General features: G+C 52.0%; 17 protein-coding genes. 11 read left to right on the forward strand and 6 right to left on the reverse strand.

Features of this window, described 5'->3' with window-relative positions:
* Positions 1 to 35: 35 nt before the first annotated feature.
* Positions 36 to 1,619: an amino acid permease gene (locus tag HMPREF2981_RS06165; RefSeq protein WP_048755366.1), complete on the reverse strand. Its 1,584-nt coding sequence runs from the start codon at positions 1,617 to 1,619 to the stop codon at positions 36 to 38.
* 370 nt (positions 1,620 to 1,989) lie between these two features.
* A complete protein-coding gene (locus tag HMPREF2981_RS06170) occupies positions 1,990 to 2,295 on the reverse strand; it encodes a hypothetical protein (RefSeq protein ID WP_013398058.1) in 306 nt (101 codons plus the stop codon).
* A gap of 207 nt (positions 2,296 to 2,502) precedes the next feature.
* On the opposite strand from HMPREF2981_RS06170, the gene fbaA reads away from it, so the two are divergent.
* From fbaA to HMPREF2981_RS06185, 3 genes are all read left to right on the forward strand, one after another.
* Positions 2,503 to 3,528 carry a class II fructose-bisphosphate aldolase gene (gene fbaA / locus HMPREF2981_RS06175; protein ID WP_048778035.1) on the forward strand — a complete coding sequence of 342 codons (1,026 nt, stop codon included), beginning with the start codon at positions 2,503 to 2,505 and terminating at the stop codon, positions 3,526 to 3,528.
* A gap of 615 nt (positions 3,529 to 4,143) precedes the next feature.
* Positions 4,144 to 5,394 (forward strand): type II toxin-antitoxin system RelB/DinJ family antitoxin, encoded by a 1,251-nt coding sequence (locus HMPREF2981_RS06180; RefSeq protein WP_083301656.1) that lies wholly within the window; start codon positions 4,144 to 4,146, stop codon positions 5,392 to 5,394.
* Positions 5,384 to 6,226: a DNA adenine methylase gene (locus HMPREF2981_RS06185; protein ID WP_070618188.1), complete on the forward strand. Its 843-nt coding sequence runs from the start codon at positions 5,384 to 5,386 to the stop codon at positions 6,224 to 6,226. The genes HMPREF2981_RS06180 and HMPREF2981_RS06185 overlap by 11 nt, the downstream gene beginning before the upstream one ends.
* Positions 6,227 to 6,277: 51 nt before the next feature.
* Here HMPREF2981_RS06185 and HMPREF2981_RS06190 read toward each other — a convergent pair whose 3' ends face one another.
* Positions 6,278 to 7,501 (reverse strand): phospholipase D family protein, encoded by a 1,224-nt coding sequence (locus HMPREF2981_RS06190; RefSeq protein WP_070618191.1) that lies wholly within the window; start codon positions 7,499 to 7,501, stop codon positions 6,278 to 6,280.
* Between the two features lie 330 nt (positions 7,502 to 7,831).
* Positions 7,832 to 7,957 (reverse strand): hypothetical protein, encoded by a 126-nt coding sequence (locus HMPREF2981_RS11190; protein WP_256370518.1) that lies wholly within the window; start codon positions 7,955 to 7,957, stop codon positions 7,832 to 7,834.
* 645 nt (positions 7,958 to 8,602) lie between these two features.
* Here HMPREF2981_RS11190 and HMPREF2981_RS06195 point away from each other — a divergent pair.
* On the forward strand, positions 8,603 to 9,322 hold the full coding sequence (locus HMPREF2981_RS06195; protein WP_246825350.1) for a hypothetical protein: 720 nt from the start codon (positions 8,603 to 8,605) through the stop codon (positions 9,320 to 9,322).
* Between the two features lie 15 nt (positions 9,323 to 9,337).
* Positions 9,338 to 10,060 carry a hypothetical protein gene (locus HMPREF2981_RS06200; RefSeq protein ID WP_246825351.1) on the forward strand — a complete coding sequence of 241 codons (723 nt, stop codon included), beginning with the start codon at positions 9,338 to 9,340 and terminating at the stop codon, positions 10,058 to 10,060.
* 116 nt (positions 10,061 to 10,176) lie between these two features.
* Here HMPREF2981_RS06200 and HMPREF2981_RS06205 read toward each other — a convergent pair whose 3' ends face one another.
* On the reverse strand, positions 10,177 to 10,779 hold the full coding sequence (locus tag HMPREF2981_RS06205; protein WP_070661690.1) for an arsenic metallochaperone ArsD family protein: 603 nt from the start codon (positions 10,777 to 10,779) through the stop codon (positions 10,177 to 10,179).
* 348 nt (positions 10,780 to 11,127) lie between these two features.
* Between HMPREF2981_RS06205 and HMPREF2981_RS06210 the strand changes: the two genes are divergently transcribed.
* The 3 genes from HMPREF2981_RS06210 to HMPREF2981_RS06220 all read left to right on the forward strand — a co-directional run bounded on the left by HMPREF2981_RS06210 (position 11,128) and on the right by HMPREF2981_RS06220 (position 14,633).
* On the forward strand, positions 11,128 to 11,640 hold the full coding sequence (locus HMPREF2981_RS06210; RefSeq protein WP_070555215.1) for a PTS sugar transporter subunit IIA: 513 nt from the start codon (positions 11,128 to 11,130) through the stop codon (positions 11,638 to 11,640).
* A gap of 402 nt (positions 11,641 to 12,042) precedes the next feature.
* A complete protein-coding gene (locus HMPREF2981_RS06215; RefSeq protein WP_070661693.1) occupies positions 12,043 to 13,704 on the forward strand; it encodes a glycerophosphodiester phosphodiesterase in 1,662 nt (553 codons plus the stop codon).
* Positions 13,705 to 13,883: 179 nt separating this feature from the next.
* Positions 13,884 to 14,633: a DUF6891 domain-containing protein gene (locus tag HMPREF2981_RS06220; protein ID WP_070534676.1), complete on the forward strand. Its 750-nt coding sequence runs from the start codon at positions 13,884 to 13,886 to the stop codon at positions 14,631 to 14,633.
* Between the two features lie 121 nt (positions 14,634 to 14,754).
* Here the strand turns inward: HMPREF2981_RS06220 and HMPREF2981_RS06225 are convergent, their stop codons facing one another.
* Positions 14,755 to 15,351, reverse strand: coding sequence for a TetR/AcrR family transcriptional regulator (locus HMPREF2981_RS06225; protein WP_048755359.1), 597 nt, complete (start codon positions 15,349 to 15,351; stop codon positions 14,755 to 14,757).
* 168 nt (positions 15,352 to 15,519) lie between these two features.
* On the opposite strand from HMPREF2981_RS06225, the gene HMPREF2981_RS06230 reads away from it, so the two are divergent.
* The 3 genes from HMPREF2981_RS06230 to HMPREF2981_RS06240 all read left to right on the forward strand — a co-directional run bounded on the left by HMPREF2981_RS06230 (position 15,520) and on the right by HMPREF2981_RS06240 (position 18,888).
* Positions 15,520 to 16,740, forward strand: coding sequence for an ABC transporter permease (locus HMPREF2981_RS06230; protein ID WP_070661695.1), 1,221 nt, complete (start codon positions 15,520 to 15,522; stop codon positions 16,738 to 16,740).
* Positions 16,741 to 16,823: 83 nt separating this feature from the next.
* Positions 16,824 to 17,213 carry an RNA-binding S4 domain-containing protein gene (locus HMPREF2981_RS06235; RefSeq protein ID WP_371326221.1) on the forward strand — a complete coding sequence of 130 codons (390 nt, stop codon included), beginning with the start codon at positions 16,824 to 16,826 and terminating at the stop codon, positions 17,211 to 17,213.
* A gap of 172 nt (positions 17,214 to 17,385) precedes the next feature.
* Complete coding sequence (locus HMPREF2981_RS06240; protein WP_070661700.1) at positions 17,386 to 18,888, forward strand: MATE family efflux transporter; 1,503 nt, start codon at positions 17,386 to 17,388, stop codon at positions 18,886 to 18,888.
* Positions 18,889 to 18,988: the final 100 nt, after the last annotated feature.

An 18,988-nucleotide genomic window follows, 5' to 3' on the forward strand; every position in this document is an offset into this window, starting at 1 on the left:
GTGTGCAATATCCGGAAAATAATGTGTGTAAAAAGCTACTTCCGATCCTCATCCGAATCATCGTCGTGTTCGGCAAGTTCCGTGAAGTAATTCTTGTACACGCCCTCATTCGAGAGCTTACGCGCCATCGGAGGAGCCGCAATCACCGGAACAGCGCCCGTGAAGCCCTCACGAACACGCGCAATCTCATTCACGCGATCACGCACCACAAACCAACCAACAATGAGCAGCGGAATCACGAAAAGAAGCGAGATAAGAGTCCATGTGCCCACGGGGTAGTCGAGTGCCATCAGCACAATAACAATAGCCATGAAAGCCAGAACCGACCAGTCGGCAAAGCGCCCGCCGGGAGCACGGTACTCGGGACGTGTGTACTTTCCTTCCTTGGCCAGCTTGAGGAACTTCTGGTGCGAGAGCGAAATAGCAACCCAGGACGCCATCGTACCGAAGGCCGCAATATTAAGGACGACCTCAAACGCCTGTTCGGGAACAATGAAATTCAGGACTACACCGAAAAGCCCCACCACGCCGGTCAGCAGAATACCCGCCACCGGAACGCCGGACTTAGAAACCTTAGTTGCGAACTTCGGCGCAGACCCGGCAACACCCATCGAATGCAGAATACGACCAGTCGAATACAGGCCTGCGTTCAGCGACGATGCGGCGGCGGTAATCACGACCAGCTGCATGATTGGGGCACTTGCGGTCACGCCAATATTGTCGAAGAAGGTTACGAAGGGCGACTCGTCATCGCTGTAGACGGTGTACGGCATGAGCAGGCACAGCAGCACTACGGCGCCCACGTAGAAGATGGCAATGCGCCACACCACAGCGTTGATAGCGCGCGGAATAATCTTCTTGACGTCCTTTGTTTCGCCGGAGGTGGTGCCCACCAGTTCGATACCGGCGTATGCGAACACAACGCCCTGCACAACAATTAACGCCGGAAGAACACCCTGCGGGAAGAGCCCGTCATGTGACATAATCAGCGGAATACCGGGCTGCACGCCGTTGATGGGCTGTCCGAAGATGAGGTACCAAATACCAACCGCCATGAAGGTCAGCAGTGCCAGAATCTTGATGAGTGCAAACCAGAACTCCAGCTCGCCGAAGAGCTTAACCGAGACTAGGTTCAGGGACACGGTCACAATCACCACGATGAAGGCGGTGAGCCATTGTGGTAGGTCGGCAAAGAATTGGTTATATCGCCCAAACCAGGAGATGTAGATAGCAATTGCGGTCGCATCCGCCACCGCTGTCATGGCCCAGTTGAGCCAGTACAGCCAGCCGGAGACGAACGCCGCCTTTTCGCCGTAGAATTCGCGGGTGTATGAGACGAACGAACCAGAGGAGGGGCGGTGCAGGATCAGCTCGCCCAGTGCGCGCAGGATCAGATAGCCGAAGAACCCGCAGACGGCGAAAATGATCGCAAGCATAGGACCGGCCTTTTCGAGGCGCCCGCCTGTCCCCAAGAATAGACCGGTACCGATAGCGGAACCGATCGCAATCATTTGAAGTTGTCGAGCGCCTAGCCCCTTGTGCAGACCTTCCTGCTCATGAGCGAAGGCGTCTTCGTGGTCTGGTCGCGTCATAGGTTTTTTAGGTGAATCGAGACTCATATTTTTCCTTATGACCTGCAGCGCCCAGCGGGAACGATGGTGTACCTTCTCAGGCGCCACAATACGGTATTGTTCCATGCGGATATATAGTAAATCCCGGAAACCGCATGGAGTTTTTTAAGACTATAGCAGACCAAGTATAAGAATGTTACGGGGAGCACACCCCGATAATATGCGTGTCAATGCATAATGTACGTACTGCTGTGATGCCGGGAATATTCCGAAAATTGTTATTGGAATTTAATAAATACAGTTTGTTCCCTGCTATAGCAGGGAACATAAAATTATCCCTGGCTCACAGAAAAAATGCGTGTATGTATACAGGCAGGGTGTACAGGATGCGAGGAGACGGCGCTCGCTTGTCGTGGGTTTAGCTGCCGCCTAGTGCGTGAATCTTTCGGTCGAGGCGCTTCTTGCGGCGGGTCAGCAGCCACCAGCCGGGTACGTGAAGCGCGGATTTGCGCCCCACCTCGATGACGGAGGGGAGCTTCTTCTTGGCGAGGGTGGTGTCGATCTCAAGATCGGTGGCACCTTCGGCGCGCATCCGTTCAATGAGGGCGAGGGATTTGGCGACGGGTCCGCCGCCGATGACGTGCGCGTCCATGCGGGCTTGAATCGCCGCGCGGCGTTCTTGCAGGCGTGCCAGCCGTGCGTTCTTAGGGTTATTTTCACCCATTCGGCGTCCCCCTCATTATGATGACAATGACTCTCAACTACGGACTAAAATGCCTCATCAAAGCCCGAAATAAGCCGAAAAACCGGCGCTTTCAGTCTACAGAAAACCCTAACCCCCTTGGTAAAATAGTCTCTGTAGATGGCGTTCAGACACGCCGACAAAACCACGGGAATTTACGTTTTCCCGCACCCTAGTCAAGGAGTCAGCATGGCTATTGCAACCCCCGAAGTCTACGCAGAGATGCTGGAGAACGCGAAAGCAAAAGGCTTCGCCTACCCGGCAGTAAACGTCACCTCCTCGCAGACCCTCAACGCCGCTCTTCGCGGTTTCGCTGAGGCTGGTTCTGACGGTATTGTTCAGGCATCCACTGGTGGCGCAGCGTACTGGTCGGGAGCATCGAAGAAAGATATGGTCGCTGGTTCCCTGGCATTCGCGGCATACGCTCGTGAGATCGCCAAACAGTACGACGTGAACATCGCACTGCACACTGACCACTGCCCCAAGGACAAGCTGGATGGCTTTGTTCTTCCCCTGCTCGCCGAGTCTGAAAAGGCTGTGGCGCGCGGCGAAGACCCCATCTTTAACTCCCATATGTGGGATGGTTCCGCTATCGATCTTGACGAGAACCTCAAAATTGCGGCTGAGCTTCTGGAGCGCACCAACAAGGCAAAGATCGTGCTTGAGGTTGAGATCGGTGCCGTCGGTGGCGAGGAAGACGGCGTTGAAGGCGCTATTGATGACACCCTGTACACCACCGTTGATGACGCGGTGAAGACCGTTGAGGCTCTGGGTCTGGGCGAGAAGGGGCGCTACATTGCGGCGCTGACCTTCGGTAACGTGCACGGCGTGTACAAACCCGGTAACGTGCACCTGCGACCCGAACTGCTCAAGCAGATTCAGGACGAGATCGGCGCTAAGTACGGTAAGGAGAAGCCGTTCTCGCTCGTGTTCCACGGTGGTTCCGGTTCGACCGCTCAGGAGATTGCGGATGCGGTTTCCTACGGCGTGATCAAGATGAACATTGATACCGATACCCAGTACGCTTTCACTCGCCCGGTCGCCGGTCACATGTTCACCAACTATGACGGCGTGCTCAAGGTTGACGGCGAGGTCGGCAACAAGAAGGCATACGACCCCCGCGTGTGGGGCGCTAAGGCTGAAGAGGGCATGGCAGCTCGCGTGGTTGAGGCTTGCCAGCAGCTCGGCTCGGCAGGCAACTCGCTGAACAAGTAGGTAATGCTTAGCCGGTTTGCCCCGGCGTAAAAAGGCTCTTTATTCCAATAAAGCGGGTTTTCCACCGCTTTATTGGAATAAAGAGCCTTTTTAGTACGTGTTCGAGAGGCTCTCAGGGCGAATCCGGCGAAAATAGTCGCCGTCGTGAACGGTGTGCATGGTAGTTTTATATTTATGAGTGAGCAATCATCGAGAGAAAACTTTGTCGAACAGAACCTGCACTTGACCGCAAGCGTGGTGAGCTTCTTTACGGGGGGGGGGGGGGGGGGGATGATTTCCTTCTTGACCCCAAAACTGTAGAACGTTTTCGTCGGTTTTCCAGCAAGACCAGTTTGCCACAAAGAACCTCTCAATTGCGAAAAATCAAGCACACTTATAGGGCAGGTAGTCTCAACCGAAAAGCGATGGATACCACACTGTATCCTGTTTTGAACCATTCCACAACTCAGTGCTCTTTGAGAATGGCTCTTCAGATCGTGCCTACATGATCGATTATTCTACTCTTCTGGTGCGCTGAAAGAGAACTCTCTCAAGATTATGGAAGGAGCCCCTTTATTTATCTCTGAAATACAATGTGTTACATTGTATTTCAGAGATAAATAAAGGGGCTGTGAAATGAACGCAACTGCTACCACGACGATCCGTCTTGACCCGAACCTTAAAGAACAGGCAACGAGCATCTTTGAGGCTCTTGGGATTAGCATGTCTTCGGCTATCAACACTTTTCTGAAAGCAACGATTCGTGAACAAGGTCTACCTTTTGAGATGAAAGTTGAATCTCCAGAAGTACCAGCTACTGGAAATTCCACTCTAAACAGCGCTTCTCTAGCACGAAAAGACGAGTTCTATACCCAATACGAAGACGTAGCGAAAGAAATGCAATACTATGTAAAGCAATTCAAGGGGAAAACCGTTCTTTGTAATTGCGGTGACTCTTTTGAGTCTGCGTTTTTCCGCTACTTCGTTCTTAATTTCAATGAGCTGGGGCTTGCTTCGCTTATTTCTACTTCATATTCGGGGTCATCTCTTGGAAAGCAGGAAGATCCTTTACCTTCCACTCTCCCAGCATATAAAGCTACAGTAACTGAGGTACCAGGTATTGATCTAGTTCGACCTGATGGTTCCCTAGATCTAAATGGTATTTTTAAGGCTAAAGGAAATACTTTGGAAGTTTTATCTGGTAACGGAGACTTCCGATCTTTTGAATGCGAAGAACTGCTTGAAGAAGTAGATATAGTAGTAACGAACCCGCCGTTCAGCCTTTTTCGGGAGTATATAAGCCAACTATACCGCCACAACAAGGATTTTATTGTGTTAGGTAATATGAACGCCGCAACGACCAAAGAGATTTTTCCGCTATTCCGCGATAATAAAATCTGGTATGGACGATCCATCCGTTCAGGTGACAGGAAGTTCTATGTCCCTAACAATTACCCTCTCAATGCAGCGAGTTGTGGCGTAGATGAACAAGGGCGCTGTTTCATTCGGGTCAAAGGAGTCCGATGGTTCACAAACATTGATAGCGGAATACTGCACAAACCGCTGCCACTCACTCAAGAGTATGATCCGGTAGCAAATCCTGCTTATGATAACTATAATGCTATCGAAGTTGGACGGACAGCTAATATCCCCGCTAACTACAAAGGAATCATGGGTGTTCCTATCACTTTTCTTGATAAGTACAGTCCTGACCAGTTCGAGATTCTAATGCTCGCCAACGGTAACGCACGAACCAATGTTGAATTCTCCACTCTGCAAACAGTCGGATATGAGCAACATCCAGAAGACCGCGGTGGAGTAACTATCCTCAACGGGCGTAGAACTTATGCGCGTATTCTTATTCAGAATCGGAAAAATGAAAAATAAACTTCGAGTACCTTGCGCCTATCAGGGAGGCAAGCAGCGTGTTGCTCCTCAGATTGTAGAAGAGCTTATAGAAGCAGGCTCCGCTAAATCATTGTTCTACGATTTTTGCTGTGGTTCAGGTGCTATCTCTATTGAGCTAGTCAATAGAGGTATTGATCCTTCTCGTATCGTCATGCTGGATATAAGCTCTTGGGCAGTTTTCTGGAGGGCTATCGGTACTGGTACATTTGACATACAGGTTTTTGACAATTTTCTATTAGAAATACCTTCTGATAAACGCCGGGTAAAATCGTATATGCTAGATCTTGTTGCTCAACCTGTGGGGTCGCATGAGGCTGAACTTTATCCTATCCTCCAATCGGCCTCATTTGGTGGAAAACAAATTTGGCGAGAAGAAAGCGGAAGCAAATGGGTCAATGCTTTCTTCCGTGATTATTGGGAACCTACACCTACTAGTGTGCGTCGTAGTCCTGCGAATCCGATGCAGCCATCACCCGATGAACTGCGAAGGCGAGTGATTATGCTAGCAAAACAGATGAAAGGGCTAACATGCGAAAAGGCCAATATCCTGACGACTTTGGACTGGGAGATTCCTGATGACTCGGTAGTTTATATTGACCCACCGTATAACAACACCACTGGTTACGCTTTCGAGTTTGATATTGATAATTTTACGGAGCGTTTTACTAATATTCATAAAACAAAGCTATTTGTTTCTGAAGGTAAGCAGTTATCCGAAAATGCAACTCGCTTGGTCTTTGGTGGAGCTAAAGGTGGTATCAATGGTAGTCGTGTAGGAAAACACCAAGAATGGATCAACCGTTTCTTCTAACCAGTGAATCAGAGAGGCTGAGGCGATCAGGATAGATACTTCTATAGGGCATCAGTATATTATACCGATATAACGAGAATTTGAGTTGAGGCCATTATATCCACATAAATCGGAATTGTTTTTGAAATTATCCAACTCACTTCCAGGAAACACGGCCAAAGAATAATAATCTGTATCAAGTTTAGTAAAGGTAATAATCTTAAATTTTAGACTGTTGTTTCCGTAGAGAGATTTTAAATTTTTCCCGGACGCGTTAATACCTTCGAGTTGCAACCTCCAGGTGCGATTACTATGTTGGTTGGATGGAAATTTTATAGTATTCCCTTTATAATCATCACCTTGATAATGAATTGTAATATTTTTTGTCTGGGAGATTTGAGACGGATTTACTCCAAAAAATTCAACGGTTCCACACATATACCCTGCTTTGTTCCTGTCATATGGGGTTCCCGACGGATCGCCAGAAACCAATTTTGATTGTATGGATAAATCAATTTGGTTACCCGACCCACCAGTTAATTTCTGTGTTGAATACCAAAGGGTATGATCGCTAATCTGTAAAGTAGGTGTAGTTAAAATCGCTGTATTTTTCTCCTGTTGTGAAGGAGTCTGAATCGGATTCCGAGTGGATGGCTTCTGGGGTAGTGCAATATGCTTTCCTGCGCCAAACTTAGGTTGCAGCTTGGGCTGGTTCTGCCGTGCTTCCTTCCGATTTATTTTTTGTAGGACTTCTTGTGATATATAACCATCTTTTAGTAGTTCTTCGATGAAACCCTGGTCTTTAACGTGCTTGAACGAATTACCAAGAATTTTAAGCTCATTTACATAGTCATCAATGCTTTGTTGAAGTTTTTTGCCGTCCATTTGAGTTAAATCCGCTGCAGCAATAAATGAGCTCTCGAAATTAGTCCAAAGTCCACCTGCTGTAAGGTTGTGCGACCCAACAATAGTTAGAATATCTTTGTCGTTTACAAAATTGAATATTTTAGGATGGAAAGTTTGTGAGGTTTCTGAGTGAATAATATTCAGGGAATCCACAGACTGATTTAGTGTAGTTAATGCTTCGTAAGATGTGCCGTCTAAATCAATTCCGACATACGCGGTCACACGTCCTTTAGCTAATCGAAACTCGTCGAGTGCATCCTTTATTCTGAGCACACCGGATTCTTTTGCAAATGCAACAATAATGGTCAAATCAGTGTATTTTTCTGAATTCAATAACGATATTAGTTTTTCACCCATCGTCCCGGAAAAGGGTTGATTGAAAAGTTCCAACTTGGTCTCCTAAACTATAGATCATATAAGGATGTTCTGCTCCCACACATAATTGGGGATTACGCATCAGGGGTAGCTCTTATTCCTGAACGCGCACGAAATAGTAACGGCTCTTATACCTCGTATATGTATGATAGTGAAAGAAACGAACCAAATACCAATCACATGCGTAGGTAGAGCATTCTACCTTTTCACCGTACCACTGGACTGACCACCACACAATTCGCTACCATCTTAATCTTGCTCAGTCATATCCTAGACCTGGGATACCTGAATACTAATCCCTACAGGTTTGCTCTCGCCCAGGGGCTAAAAGCCGCCCCGTTATACCTACGCTAAAACCATACCGAAGAAACCCTCGCCGAATACTTCGGGGTATCCCAAGCCACTGACAATGCCACCATCACCATGATCGAAAAGGTGGTACTGACAAATCTGCAACCTGGTGATACCCACAGAACAGAAACCCTGCGAACTCTTTCGGAACTGTCATCATAGAGATACCCTTGATACCACTTATAACTGGCACACTACACCAGGTTATGGCAACCATTCATAATGACAGACCCTGTTATTAGGGCTCTTCACGATGTGTCTGCGTACCAGTATCACGATTTGGATAGGTTTGTGACTCCGAAGGATATTTTGGTAAATAAGGAATATCAAGACTAGAACTGATCAGCTTGTCTATGAAACCACCGCGTGAGAATCTCACCAAGAATGAGAAAGAGGTTAACCGCCAGATTAACCACCACTGGGCGGTGGTGGAGCGTCGTGTGATTGCTCGGGTGAAGTGTTGTTGCTGACCCCTGAGCTTCTTATCCTTAGGGTGTTCTTGGTCGTCTGTGGGCTTATCTTTTGGCTACGAGACAACTTCCAAGTAAGTAAAACTCAAACCCGTTTTATTGGAATAAAGAGCATTTTTAGTATGAGGAAATATGTAAGGAATATATTCATTGAGAATGTTCAGGGGGTTTTCATAGAATATCCAGGGTGTAATCATAGGGTAAAAATATGAGTACAGATCATGATTTTTCACCCCAAAATTCCGCTCACGATGCGCCTGCCGCTCAAAGCAGCCGCAAGGTTCCTTGGTCGGGTATGGTCGATAGCGCCTCGGCAGATAATGAACTTCCTGCGTATACGGCACTTTACGGCCAGCTGGGGGATGAGGAACTCGTGATCCGCCCTAGCGGAGAGCCGGAAAATGATGCCGAAAAGCCGGAAAATCCCACAAGTTCAGGAAGTCCCGCAAAATCGCCAGAGAAAGCGCACGATTCAGTGGAAGTCTCTGCGGCAAAACCCCTATGGCTTGAGAATCTCAAGATATTCTATGTACTTCGTATAGCTCTGGCTTATATTCCGATAGTAGTTATAGCTTATTCGTGGATAAACTTTATGGCGCGGTATTCAACTTCATATCGCGAAGAAACTTCTGTAAATCTGTTATCGGTTGAACGGCCATTATCCCATATAGCGATTCTTGGGTTTCTGATGATTCCTTATGCAGTATATATTACGGCCGTACAGACCCGCGCCTGCGCAAAATTTATACGGCACAAAGATTACCTCTGGGTTGAAAAGGTGAATAACTATGGCCTTGTATTCTCTTTCGTGATAACCATGATTACCGTCGCATACGATAACCCCTTTGGGTGTCTAATGGTTCTTTTTGACCTTGGGGTGAGCATTGTTTTCGTGAAAATGATGGGTTCAGAGACGGCAAAAACTAAACCTGCCGCCCGGTCCCTAAATATCGCAAACCTCGTTAGTAAGGAATGTTCAAACAACAGCCTCAGTGACGAAGAGGCAGAAAAATAGTGGGATGTGAACGATATGCATGATAGTTTTGAATTTATGAGCGAGCAATCATCGAGAGAGAACTTTGTCGAACAGACCCCACAGGATGCGGTAAAACCCCGGGCAGCGTCGCAGTCTTCCGACGATCAGGCTTCGACGGTACCGGGGCAGGATGCATACCTGGGGGTCGCGAACCAAACGGAAGCGTCCATAGCCGTGACGACGGCAGACCCCAAATTTCCGTTCCGTTGGCTGTACGGGGTGCGTATCGCATTCATGATAGTGAGCCTGGGGATTTCCGTGTGGGGTCTATATAACTACGTGGAGTTTATGGCTAAGTATGGATTCGAGTATTGGGATGCAGAAGATTTTCTGCACTTAGCGTTGACATGTGCATTTCTGGCATATTATGGCCTTCAAATACTCGCTGGTATCTTCTATCTCAGGTCTAAAGCGCTGGGATTTATTCTGAGCATCAATATTATTGGTCTGATCCTTCAAGCTCTAGAAATAGCAACGCTAATTGATGTGATCACCCATATTGATGACTTCTTCCAGTACGCCAATGGCTTGGCGTACCTCTACTGGGTTCTATATTTCATAGACGTGGCTCTCTGCATCGTCTTTATCGTCATGGCGAATCAAGAATATTCCCGCCGCCGAAAGAATAAAACGGTTTGGACTCAGGGAGCACAAGCGCAAACCGCACAATCTCAGTATGCACAGCCTCAGAATCCGCCGGAGCAGCCCTTAATGTAGCCGGCACTCTGCCAGCCGTGAAAAATACATGAGTGCCCCCGAACTTCTTCAAGAAGTCCGGGGGCACTCGCATATAAACATTCGGGGAGGGAACTACAAGTGCGGGAATGCGCGCTTTAGCCGCCGCACCCGCAGCCACCACATCCGCATCCGCCGGATTTGGCGGCGACTGAACCCTCAGAGGGAATGCCGTCACCGGTGTCGCCGCCCATGAGGTTCACGCGGTTACCAATATCGGGACCACCTACCACCTGGGGCTTTTTACCGGCGAGGGTAGCCGCGAAACCGGCGGGTTCGCGCAGAGCACCGGGCGCCAAATCGGGAATGGGAGTGAAGCCGGAGGAACCGCTCGAACCGCATGCCGCCGCAGCCGCATTCGCCTTCGGCTTTTTGACCTTGTGCGCCTTAGAGAAGCGCGTAATCTGCTCGGCGGTCGGGTACATAAACGAAACTTTGACCTCGCCATTGACGAGCATAATCGGTAGAACGTCGGCACCGCTCATCGCAATCTGCTCGGCGACGGGCTCGCATTCCTCAAATGCTGAAGGGTAACTATCGGTTGAGTAAACCTCAATATCTACCCCCGAATCGAGTGCTTCCTGCGCAGCGCCCAAAAAGAGGGTTCGTTCCATATCGTTAGGGTCCTCAGGGTTCTCGCCCGGACCCGGAATGAAAACCTCAAGGATGGTACCGGTTAGTTCTTCGGTATGCTCACTCATGCGGGAACACTTTCTCGTTGTTAGGGTTCAAGCCTTCAATATGCTCTAAGTGTACTCGTGTTTACCTGATGCAGGGAGGGCTTACAAAAATACTGAGCGATCAGCGAAATCCTCCGGAGCTCTAGTGCTGTGTCTGCCGCCTGATTGAGCGACTGCATCATGAAATATACTCTGGAAATTCGGCATATTATGCAGGCTGGGAATATTTTTTCAAAATCCCTCGACCTGTGGTGTACACGGTAACAAAAACTTGACGAGTACGGTATTCTAAAGGGCAAATACATGTATTAGCCTGTGTCGTGACACAAACGACACCTTTTGGGCGTTTACTACATCAAAGGAGATCTTATGTTTGGCTTCGGGAAGAAAAAAGCAGCGGCACCGACGGAATCGACCGCAACCGCTGATATTTATGTGGCACCAGTGACGGGGGAGTACCTTCCGCTGTCTGAAGTTTCTGACCCCGTATTTTCACAGGGTGTCATGGGGGATGGCTACGCCGTTAATCCTACGTCGAATCTGATTGTTGCCCCTGCGGCAGGTACGATCGCCTTGATTCAAGACACCATGCATGCCTTTATGCTGCGCACCGATAACGGCGGCGAGGTGCTGGTGCATATCGGTATCGATACTGTAGATCTCAATGGCGAAGGCTTTACCTCGCACGCTAAGGTGGGCGATAAGGTTGAGGCGGGCGCCCCCATTATTGAGGTTGATTGGGAGGCCATTAAGGATCGTATTCCCTCCAAGGAGACGATGGTGATGGTGACCAACACCCCCAAATTCAATATTGTGAAGGACTCTGAAGAGCGCCGTACCGTCAACGCGGGCGATCACGTGGCGGAAGCGACCAAGAAGTAGAAGACGCGTAGAGCCTTGTGACGCTTCGACAGGGCGGAAGGCGCTGGTTTTCTCGCTCTGTCTGGCACGGTGCTCCGGCTTTACGCAGCCTCCGCTTTATGTGAGGTCTTGTGTCGCAGCTGCCGACGCACAGACCTCACGAAAGAGGTTTCTCATATGGTTTCACCGATTTTCGGTGGAACCATATTTTTTAATAAAAACTTTTTAACGGGCAGAAGATATTGTCTCGAAGAAATAGGTGTGGGAAGATACTTGACAAAGATAAATTTTCTCACTCAAGCAAAAGTGATTTACAGGTAAAAAATAGTTATGCTATTTATGTGACGCGTCAAGAAAATGTTTTTTTGACGCATCCGCCTATTCATTCACTCAGCAACATATAATATTTGGGAGTTCATGCCCATGAGCCTTTCTTCGCAGAAACTCAACCGACGTACCGTTCTTGGTGCCAGCACGCTAGGCGCTGCAGCCGCTATGATGCCCGTGATGGGCGCATCCGCAGCAGAGGCGAGAATTCAAGGGAGTCTTCCCGGCGAGAAGGAACAGCCAGTCAATGATGAACAGCAGCCTATCCTCGACGAAGATATTGAATTTGATCCGGAACGTGCGGCCTGGACCTTTCTTAGACAAAAAGAATTCTTTGTAGCACACCGTGGTTCGGGCGATATTAATCCCGAACATACCGCATACGCATATACTCAAACTGCAAGAAATGCCGATGCTATTGAAATTTCTTTGCGAACCACGGCTGATAATATTCCCGTCTGCATTCATGATGAATCGCTGATGCGCGTTACCGGGCTTAATCGCAAAGTACGTGATCTTACCCTGCAAAAACTGCGCGGCGTTTACGTCAATATGCGCAAGACCCTCGGTGAAGGTACACCGCTGGAGCAGATTCCCACCTTTGAAGAGGCCGTGGATGCGATCAACGACGCCCCCACCGGCAAGCGCCTTCCCCTCTTCATCGAAGCAAAAGACTGGCGCGCACAGGGTCATCTGCTGAAAGCTATCAAAGAACGCGGGCTGGCGCATCGTGTGGTGATCAAGATGTACCGCGACGGCCACGGCGGTTTCAACTCCAACTCAAAGTATCTGGCCCAAGCGAAAGCCGCGGGCTGCCAGACCTGGTGCTACTTCGGCGCCAACGACAGCCTTGAAGGAATCCGTCAGCTGGCGGGATCCAACAACGTGGATGCGCTCGGCGTGCCCTACTTTGAATCCGTGCGCGGTCCCGGGTACGGTTCCATGGCGGATGATAAGGTGCGTGCCATTGTCGGCTTCGGCAAGCCCGTGATTGTTTGGGAGGTGCACCGCCGAAGCACCTACGAACACTACAAGAGCCTGGGCGTGCGCGGGTTTATGAGCCCCGACCCGTCCTGGGTACTCGGATGGAAACGAGACGCCGTGATCAATGTTGCGAACGGGCGTCGGGAGCACGGCATGCTGCCCTCTAGCATCACCAACGCCCAGGATTATCCCGACTTCACCCGCGGGGCAATCGTGCACCGGCAGAATTACGACGAATCCTTGCTGCTGGGGCCGCTCGCTGCTGCCACTGACAGGGAACAGTACACCCTCGAATTCGCTATGCACTGGGATAAGAAACTGCCCACAACCACCTGGAATTATGGGTACATGGCGTTCGGTCGCAGCCACGACGGTCCGCTCGGTATCGCCGGGAAGTTCCGGGGTGCATCCGAGGACGGCTGCTATGTGCTCGCTCTTCGCCCCGGCGCGAAGGTTCGGGACGAGCACGGCAAATACCGGACGGGCGATCTTGCACAGCTGATTCGTCTTGACGGCGGGCCGGGTGCGTCTCGCGAAGGTAAGGTTCTGCACACCATGAACTTGAAAAAGCCTATCAAGCCCAACGAGAGCATCGAAGGCAAAATTGTGGTGAAGGGCAAGTACTTCTACTTTGTGATTAACGGCCAGTATTCCGCGCAGATTCATGATGCCGCCTACCGCGGCCCCTACGTGCATTTCGGCCGCTACCACGGCAACGCAACCGGCGGTCCGCTCGTGCTCACCCGCGCACTTGCCCGTGAGTCTTGGGTATAAGCCTTTGAATCAGGCTGCCTGGGCGGCTTATTCACCCGGAAAATTAGATGGATAAGCCGCCGCGGGTTCGCCAAGAATAAGTTGGGCAGTGCACAAAAACTGTTTGACGTCAGGTACAGGTTACCGTAGCAATTCGGGCGGGGTTAAGGCGATGCTGATCTAGGTGCTACTCTAGGGGCATGACAACTTCATTCACCGATAAAAAAGCTGTAACGACTGTGAGCCCCGAAGCTCGGGACGCATGGTTTAAATGGCAACTCACTCCACCCGTTCCCACGTCCTGGGAACTGCCCGAAGAAGCACGAGAAGACTTTGAAGATGCAATCATGCTCCTGCTCCTCACCGGCGAGGACGCCAGCGAATATGCGGATTACCTCAACGACTGCCTAGAAGAATTTCTAGGCGAATCGCAGGTCAAAGGCGACTTCTACCACGATATTGAACAATACGCGCAGAAAGTCGTGAGGGAGCGCCGTGCGCTCGCCGAGCGTTTGGGTGTTACGGGTGATTCTGGCAACTTGGCTGCGGCTTTCGCTGATTTGGAGGCGCACGGCGTGCTTGCGCGCGGTAAATTTTCGTGCTGCGGAACCTGCGCCAGTGCCGACATCTGGGAGGAGCGTGAGGGCTCTGACCGATGGAAGGGCTATATCTACTATCACCAGCAGGATGCCGAGAATCTGGCGGAAAGCGGGAGCACCTACATTGGCTTCGGCTCGTTTGAGGCGTACCCCTCTGATGAAGAGGCGTGGAAGAAACTCAGCGATGAACAGCGCGCGGCCGTCACCCGCAAACATGAGGAACTATCACTCGCACTGATGCTTGACACCGTGATCCCCACGTTGGAACGTTACGGCGTTAAGGTGACCTGGAACGGCAGCTACGATACCCGCCCGCGCCTCGATAACGTTGAGGTCTACGAGATTCCGTAAGCTATAAAACCGTGCGTGCGGTCCGCCGGAGGAGTCGCGCGCGAGTTGAGGGGCGCATCCTGTATGTTATACGGGATGCGCCCCTATGTTTTGTCTTTTTCTACTGGTGCTCGCGGGGAGGTTATTCGGGCAGCAGGCTCAGTGCAATCTGGAAGAGGTGCTCACGGTTGGTCGAGGGTGACAGGGTTGAGCGCACCATGAACCCCTGGAAAGTGAGGATGAGCGCATCCGCTGTGTCGTTGACGAAGGCTTGAAGTTCGTCGGCAGAAGGTTTGCGTTTATTCTCTGCTTCAAGATACCGCTGACCCCAGGGTATGAGCGATTGGGCAACGATGTCGTGCAGGGTGGTAAAAAGCGTGTTGGTGGATTCTTGCACCTCGGGAACGGTAAACGATTCCAGACGGATGCGCAGCATCGAGGTGAAGTTCGCTTCGACGGTTGAGGTGGCGAAGATCATGCGCATAATATCGCGTGGGGAGGGGTCTTTGAGTTCCCCGTAAGCTGCGGCGATCATATCGATACGCTGTTGAACGGTGGCGTAAAGAATGTCGCCTTTGCCGCTGAAGTGCGAGTAAATGGAACCCGAGGAAAGTCCGGATTCTCTGATGATGTCCGTCATGGAGGTATGGGTGTACCCCTTGGCGGTAAAACACGTGAAGGCGGCGTCGATAATTTGGCGTCGACGTGCCTGTTTAGTGGCTTCGGTCAGACGTGGCATGCCTTAAGACTATACCTTTCCGAGGAGTTTGCGCTAGATAAAAATAGAATGTTTATTCTCTGTTGTGACATTATAAACAAAATGGTTATTGTGTTTGCATCTGGTCTTTATGCAGAGTAGAGTCTTACGTGTTGATAAACAAAACATATATTTTGTTTGGAGAGTTTCATGGCACGCACAACCGAGGCGATCACGCCCTCATCCTGGCGCAAGGTTATCGCCATCGCCACGCTGGCATCCGTCATTGTCAGCATCGTGATTCTTGCCTTCACCTGGCCCACTAAAGCTATGGAGGCGAAAAACCTGCCCGTCTCCATCGCGGGACCGGAAGCAGCCGTCAGCCAATTCGAGCAAGGACTCAAAGATCGAGGAATCGAAACCTTCGAGTTCAAACAGGCGTCCTCACGTGAAGACGCCGAACGGCAGATCAAAGAACACGAAACCTACGGCGCGATCGTCTTTACCGAAGGTGCGGCACCCGAGGTTATGACCGCGCCCGCCGCAAACGCATCCGCAAACCAGATGCTCACCGGCGTAGCCCAGCAGATGAACGCTCAGGTACAGCAGAAAGCCACCGCAGCCAAAACTCAGGCGTTGCAGCAGGCCGCACAGGCAGGCGGTGAACAAGGAGCTATCGCCGCCCAACAGCTCGAACAACTGAAAACCGAGCAGGAAAAACTGCAGCAGGCACAGGTTAAAACCACCGCGGTTGTGCCGCTTGGCGAGGGTGATCCCAACGGTATGGGCCTGGCGGTTGCCGCATTCCCGCTTGTGATGGGCGGTATGCTCGGTGGCATCCTCAGTATCTACCTCATCAAAGGAACCTTGCGCCGCTTCGCGACCGCTGGGCTTTACGGGGTTATTGGCGGACTCTTCATGACCCTTATTTTGGGCACCTGGTTCGGGTTCGTTCCCGGTGATTTCGGGGCGCTTTGGGCGACCTTCGGAGTGACCGTTTTCGCGACGGCCTCCTTCATGATCGGGATTTCCGCGCTATTTGTTGATGCCGCCGGTATCGGCCTTGGCGCCGTGCTCTCCATGTTCGTGGGTAACCCGCTCTCCGGGGCAAGCATGCCGTGGCAGTTCATCCCCGCACCCTGGGGCGCCCTCGGGCAGCTGATGGTGCCGGGCGCATCCAACACGCTGCTGCGGAATATTGCCTACTTCCCGGATGCTTCAAACTCCCTGCAATGGGCTTTGCTGTTGGGTTGGGCAGGGTTTGGCCTTCTCGCCGGGGCGATCGGCTGGGCGTGGAAGGAACGCCGCGCAACTCACATGAGCGCAGAGGATGATACCGCGAGCGTTCGCGCGAAAACCGAGGCGAAGACCGAGCAGAACGCAGACGCGCCGGACAACGTGGAGATTCCCTGGAAAACGGCAAACGTATAGCGGCCCCGCCTGCGAGTAAATCCGCGAGCAGATAGTATTTACAAAATACTATCTGCTCGCGCCGCATGGGGGAGGTTCCTAGAATGGGAAGTATGAGCGAAGAGATCACCAGCGCCCGCATCGACGTCTGGCTGTGGTCGGTGCGCATCTTCAAAACCCGTGCGCTCGCAGCCGACGAATGCAAAGGCGGGCACGTGCGCGTGAACGACGCATCCGCAAAACCCTCGCAAAAACTCAAACGAGGCGACGTTGTGCGGGTGCGTTATCCCGGCTGGGAGCGCGTGTTTAAGGTCGAAAAACTCATCACCAAACGGGTGGGCGCGCCGATTGCCGTCACCTGTTACGAAGACCTCTCGGGGCCGTGCCCCGCGCACCTGTCGATGCCGCCGGTCGCCAAACGTGAACGCGGAACCGGGCGACCCACCAAGAAAGAACGCCGTGCCCTAGACGAGCTGCGGGGGCGAAAAAGCTAACCCCAGTTTCGCTTTCTCTCAACCCGCGATCATCGTTAAGACCCGCGAGCAGGTAAGATTTTCCTACCTGCTCGAACCAAAAACCACCTGCTCGCGGAATAAGAAGCGGTCATAGCGTGAGACAGATAAACGCATCGCTGACGTGCCATCTTTGCGGGAGTAGGCTGTACCTATGAGCAACAATGCCTCAGAACCCAACACATCAGGCGCCCCGAACACATCCGACGGCACCGCCAGCACGCACGAACCCCAAAATCTGTTGGATGCGACCCCACGTACCGGCAGCATCCCCCTTCACCTGGGGGAAGGCGACGCAGACTCTGGGAAAACTCAACCCGAAAAATCGCTCAACAGGCGGATTCTGGCGCTCGCTGTACCCGCCTTCGGCGCGCTGATTGCCGAGCCGCTGTTCGTGCTCGCCGATTCCGCACTCGTGGGGCAGCTGGGCACCGAAACCCTGGCGGGCATGAGCATTGCGGCAACCCTCATCACCACCGTGGTGGGGCTCATGAACTTCCTCGCATACTCGGTGACCCCGGCGGTTGCGCGCGCGTTCGGGGCGCATCGGCTGGCGCACGCCTACCGCATCGGCGTGGACGGCGTGTGGGTTGCGCTTGGACTCGGCCTGCTCATTATGGGTGTGGGTTATATCTTTGCCGACCCTGCGCTGCGCGGCATGGGCGCGAACGACGCAACCATCGGTTATGCGCGCGACTACCTGCACCATTCGCTGTGGGGCATTCCGCCCATGATGATGATTCTGGCGCTCATGGGCACCCTGCGCGGGCTGCAAGACACCGTGACCCCGCTCAAAGTTGCGGGTGTGGGCACCGTGGTGAATGTGGCGCTGAACTGGGTGCTGATATACCCGGTCGGCTGGGGCGTGGCCGGTTCGGCGACGGGCACATCGCTCACGCAGTGGGGCATGGCGCTTGCTCTTGGTATATTTATTCATCTTAAGATGCGCCCGCAGGGCGTGACGTGGCGTCCCGATATTGCGGGGATGCGCGGCGTGCTATCCCTCGGTTCCTGGCTGATGCTGCGCACCCTCTCGATGCGCCTGGCACTGCTGTCTACCGTATTTGTGGTGGCTCGCCTGGGCGACGAGCAGACGGCGGCATATCAGCTGGGCATGAGCGTGTTCAACCTGCTGCTCTTTGCCCTGGATTCTCTTGCAATAGCGGCGCAGGCGCTGCTGGGCAAGGAACTTGGAGAACGCGACCTGACGGCTGAATCCGGGCGTGCGAAAGTGCGTGAGCTCAAGAATCGCCTGGTGCGTATGAGTCTGGTGTACGGGGTTGTCACCGGCGTTGTTGCGCCCGTGATTGGCTTTTTCGGAAACTGGATTTTCACGCAGGATGCGCCCGTCGCCACCCTCTTCGCGTGGGCTACCCTCGTGATTGGCGTGGGGCAGCCGATAGCCGCATATGTATTCGTTCTTGATGGTATCCTCATGGGTGCTCAGGACGTGAAATACCTGGCAATTGGCTCATTTGTGATGCTGGTTGTTTATGCGCCCGTCATTTTCGGGATCTACTGGGCGGTTTCCGGCGGTCTGCTGAGTGCCACGGTGGGGTACCTGGGGCTGTGGGCGGCGTACATCCTGTGGTACCAGGGCGTGCGTGCATTCATCTTCGGCCGCCGCGCCGCCTCGGACGTGTGGATTAAAGCATAATTTTCCGGGGTTTACGCGGAATTTAGGTGTTGAAGACGAGTTTTTTCACGGTCTTCTAGCTTACGCATCGCGTTGAGGCATCGACTGGTGACCCCCCCCC

Origin of the sequence: Rothia sp. HMSC069C01 (assembly GCF_001814655.1) — a bacterium.
GTDB lineage: Bacteria > Actinomycetota > Actinomycetes > Actinomycetales > Micrococcaceae > Rothia > Rothia dentocariosa.

Excerpts from the sequence above, each read along its gene's own strand:
- HMPREF2981_RS06165 (WP_048755366.1), bottom strand. The coding sequence starts at position 1,619 with ATGAGTCTCGATTCACCTAAAAAACCTATGACGCGACCAGACCACGAA.
- HMPREF2981_RS06170 (WP_013398058.1), bottom strand. The coding sequence starts at position 2,295 with ATGGGTGAAAATAACCCTAAGAACGCACGGCTGGCACGCCTGCAAGAA.
- fbaA (WP_048778035.1), top strand. The coding sequence starts at position 2,503 with ATGGCTATTGCAACCCCCGAAGTCTACGCAGAGATGCTGGAGAACGCG.
- HMPREF2981_RS06180 (WP_083301656.1), top strand. The coding sequence starts at position 4,144 with ATGAACGCAACTGCTACCACGACGATCCGTCTTGACCCGAACCTTAAA.
- HMPREF2981_RS06185 (WP_070618188.1), top strand. The coding sequence starts at position 5,384 with ATGAAAAATAAACTTCGAGTACCTTGCGCCTATCAGGGAGGCAAGCAG.
- HMPREF2981_RS06195 (WP_246825350.1), top strand. The coding sequence starts at position 8,603 with ATGGTCGATAGCGCCTCGGCAGATAATGAACTTCCTGCGTATACGGCA.
- HMPREF2981_RS06200 (WP_246825351.1), top strand. The coding sequence starts at position 9,338 with ATGCATGATAGTTTTGAATTTATGAGCGAGCAATCATCGAGAGAGAAC.
- HMPREF2981_RS06205 (WP_070661690.1), bottom strand. The coding sequence starts at position 10,779 with ATGAGTGAGCATACCGAAGAACTAACCGGTACCATCCTTGAGGTTTTC.
- HMPREF2981_RS06210 (WP_070555215.1), top strand. The coding sequence starts at position 11,128 with ATGTTTGGCTTCGGGAAGAAAAAAGCAGCGGCACCGACGGAATCGACC.
- HMPREF2981_RS06215 (WP_070661693.1), top strand. The coding sequence starts at position 12,043 with ATGAGCCTTTCTTCGCAGAAACTCAACCGACGTACCGTTCTTGGTGCC.
- HMPREF2981_RS06220 (WP_070534676.1), top strand. The coding sequence starts at position 13,884 with ATGACAACTTCATTCACCGATAAAAAAGCTGTAACGACTGTGAGCCCC.
- HMPREF2981_RS06225 (WP_048755359.1), bottom strand. The coding sequence starts at position 15,351 with ATGCCACGTCTGACCGAAGCCACTAAACAGGCACGTCGACGCCAAATT.
- HMPREF2981_RS06230 (WP_070661695.1), top strand. The coding sequence starts at position 15,520 with ATGGCACGCACAACCGAGGCGATCACGCCCTCATCCTGGCGCAAGGTT.
- HMPREF2981_RS06235 (WP_371326221.1), top strand. The coding sequence starts at position 16,824 with ATGGGAAGTATGAGCGAAGAGATCACCAGCGCCCGCATCGACGTCTGG.
- HMPREF2981_RS06240 (WP_070661700.1), top strand. The coding sequence starts at position 17,386 with ATGAGCAACAATGCCTCAGAACCCAACACATCAGGCGCCCCGAACACA.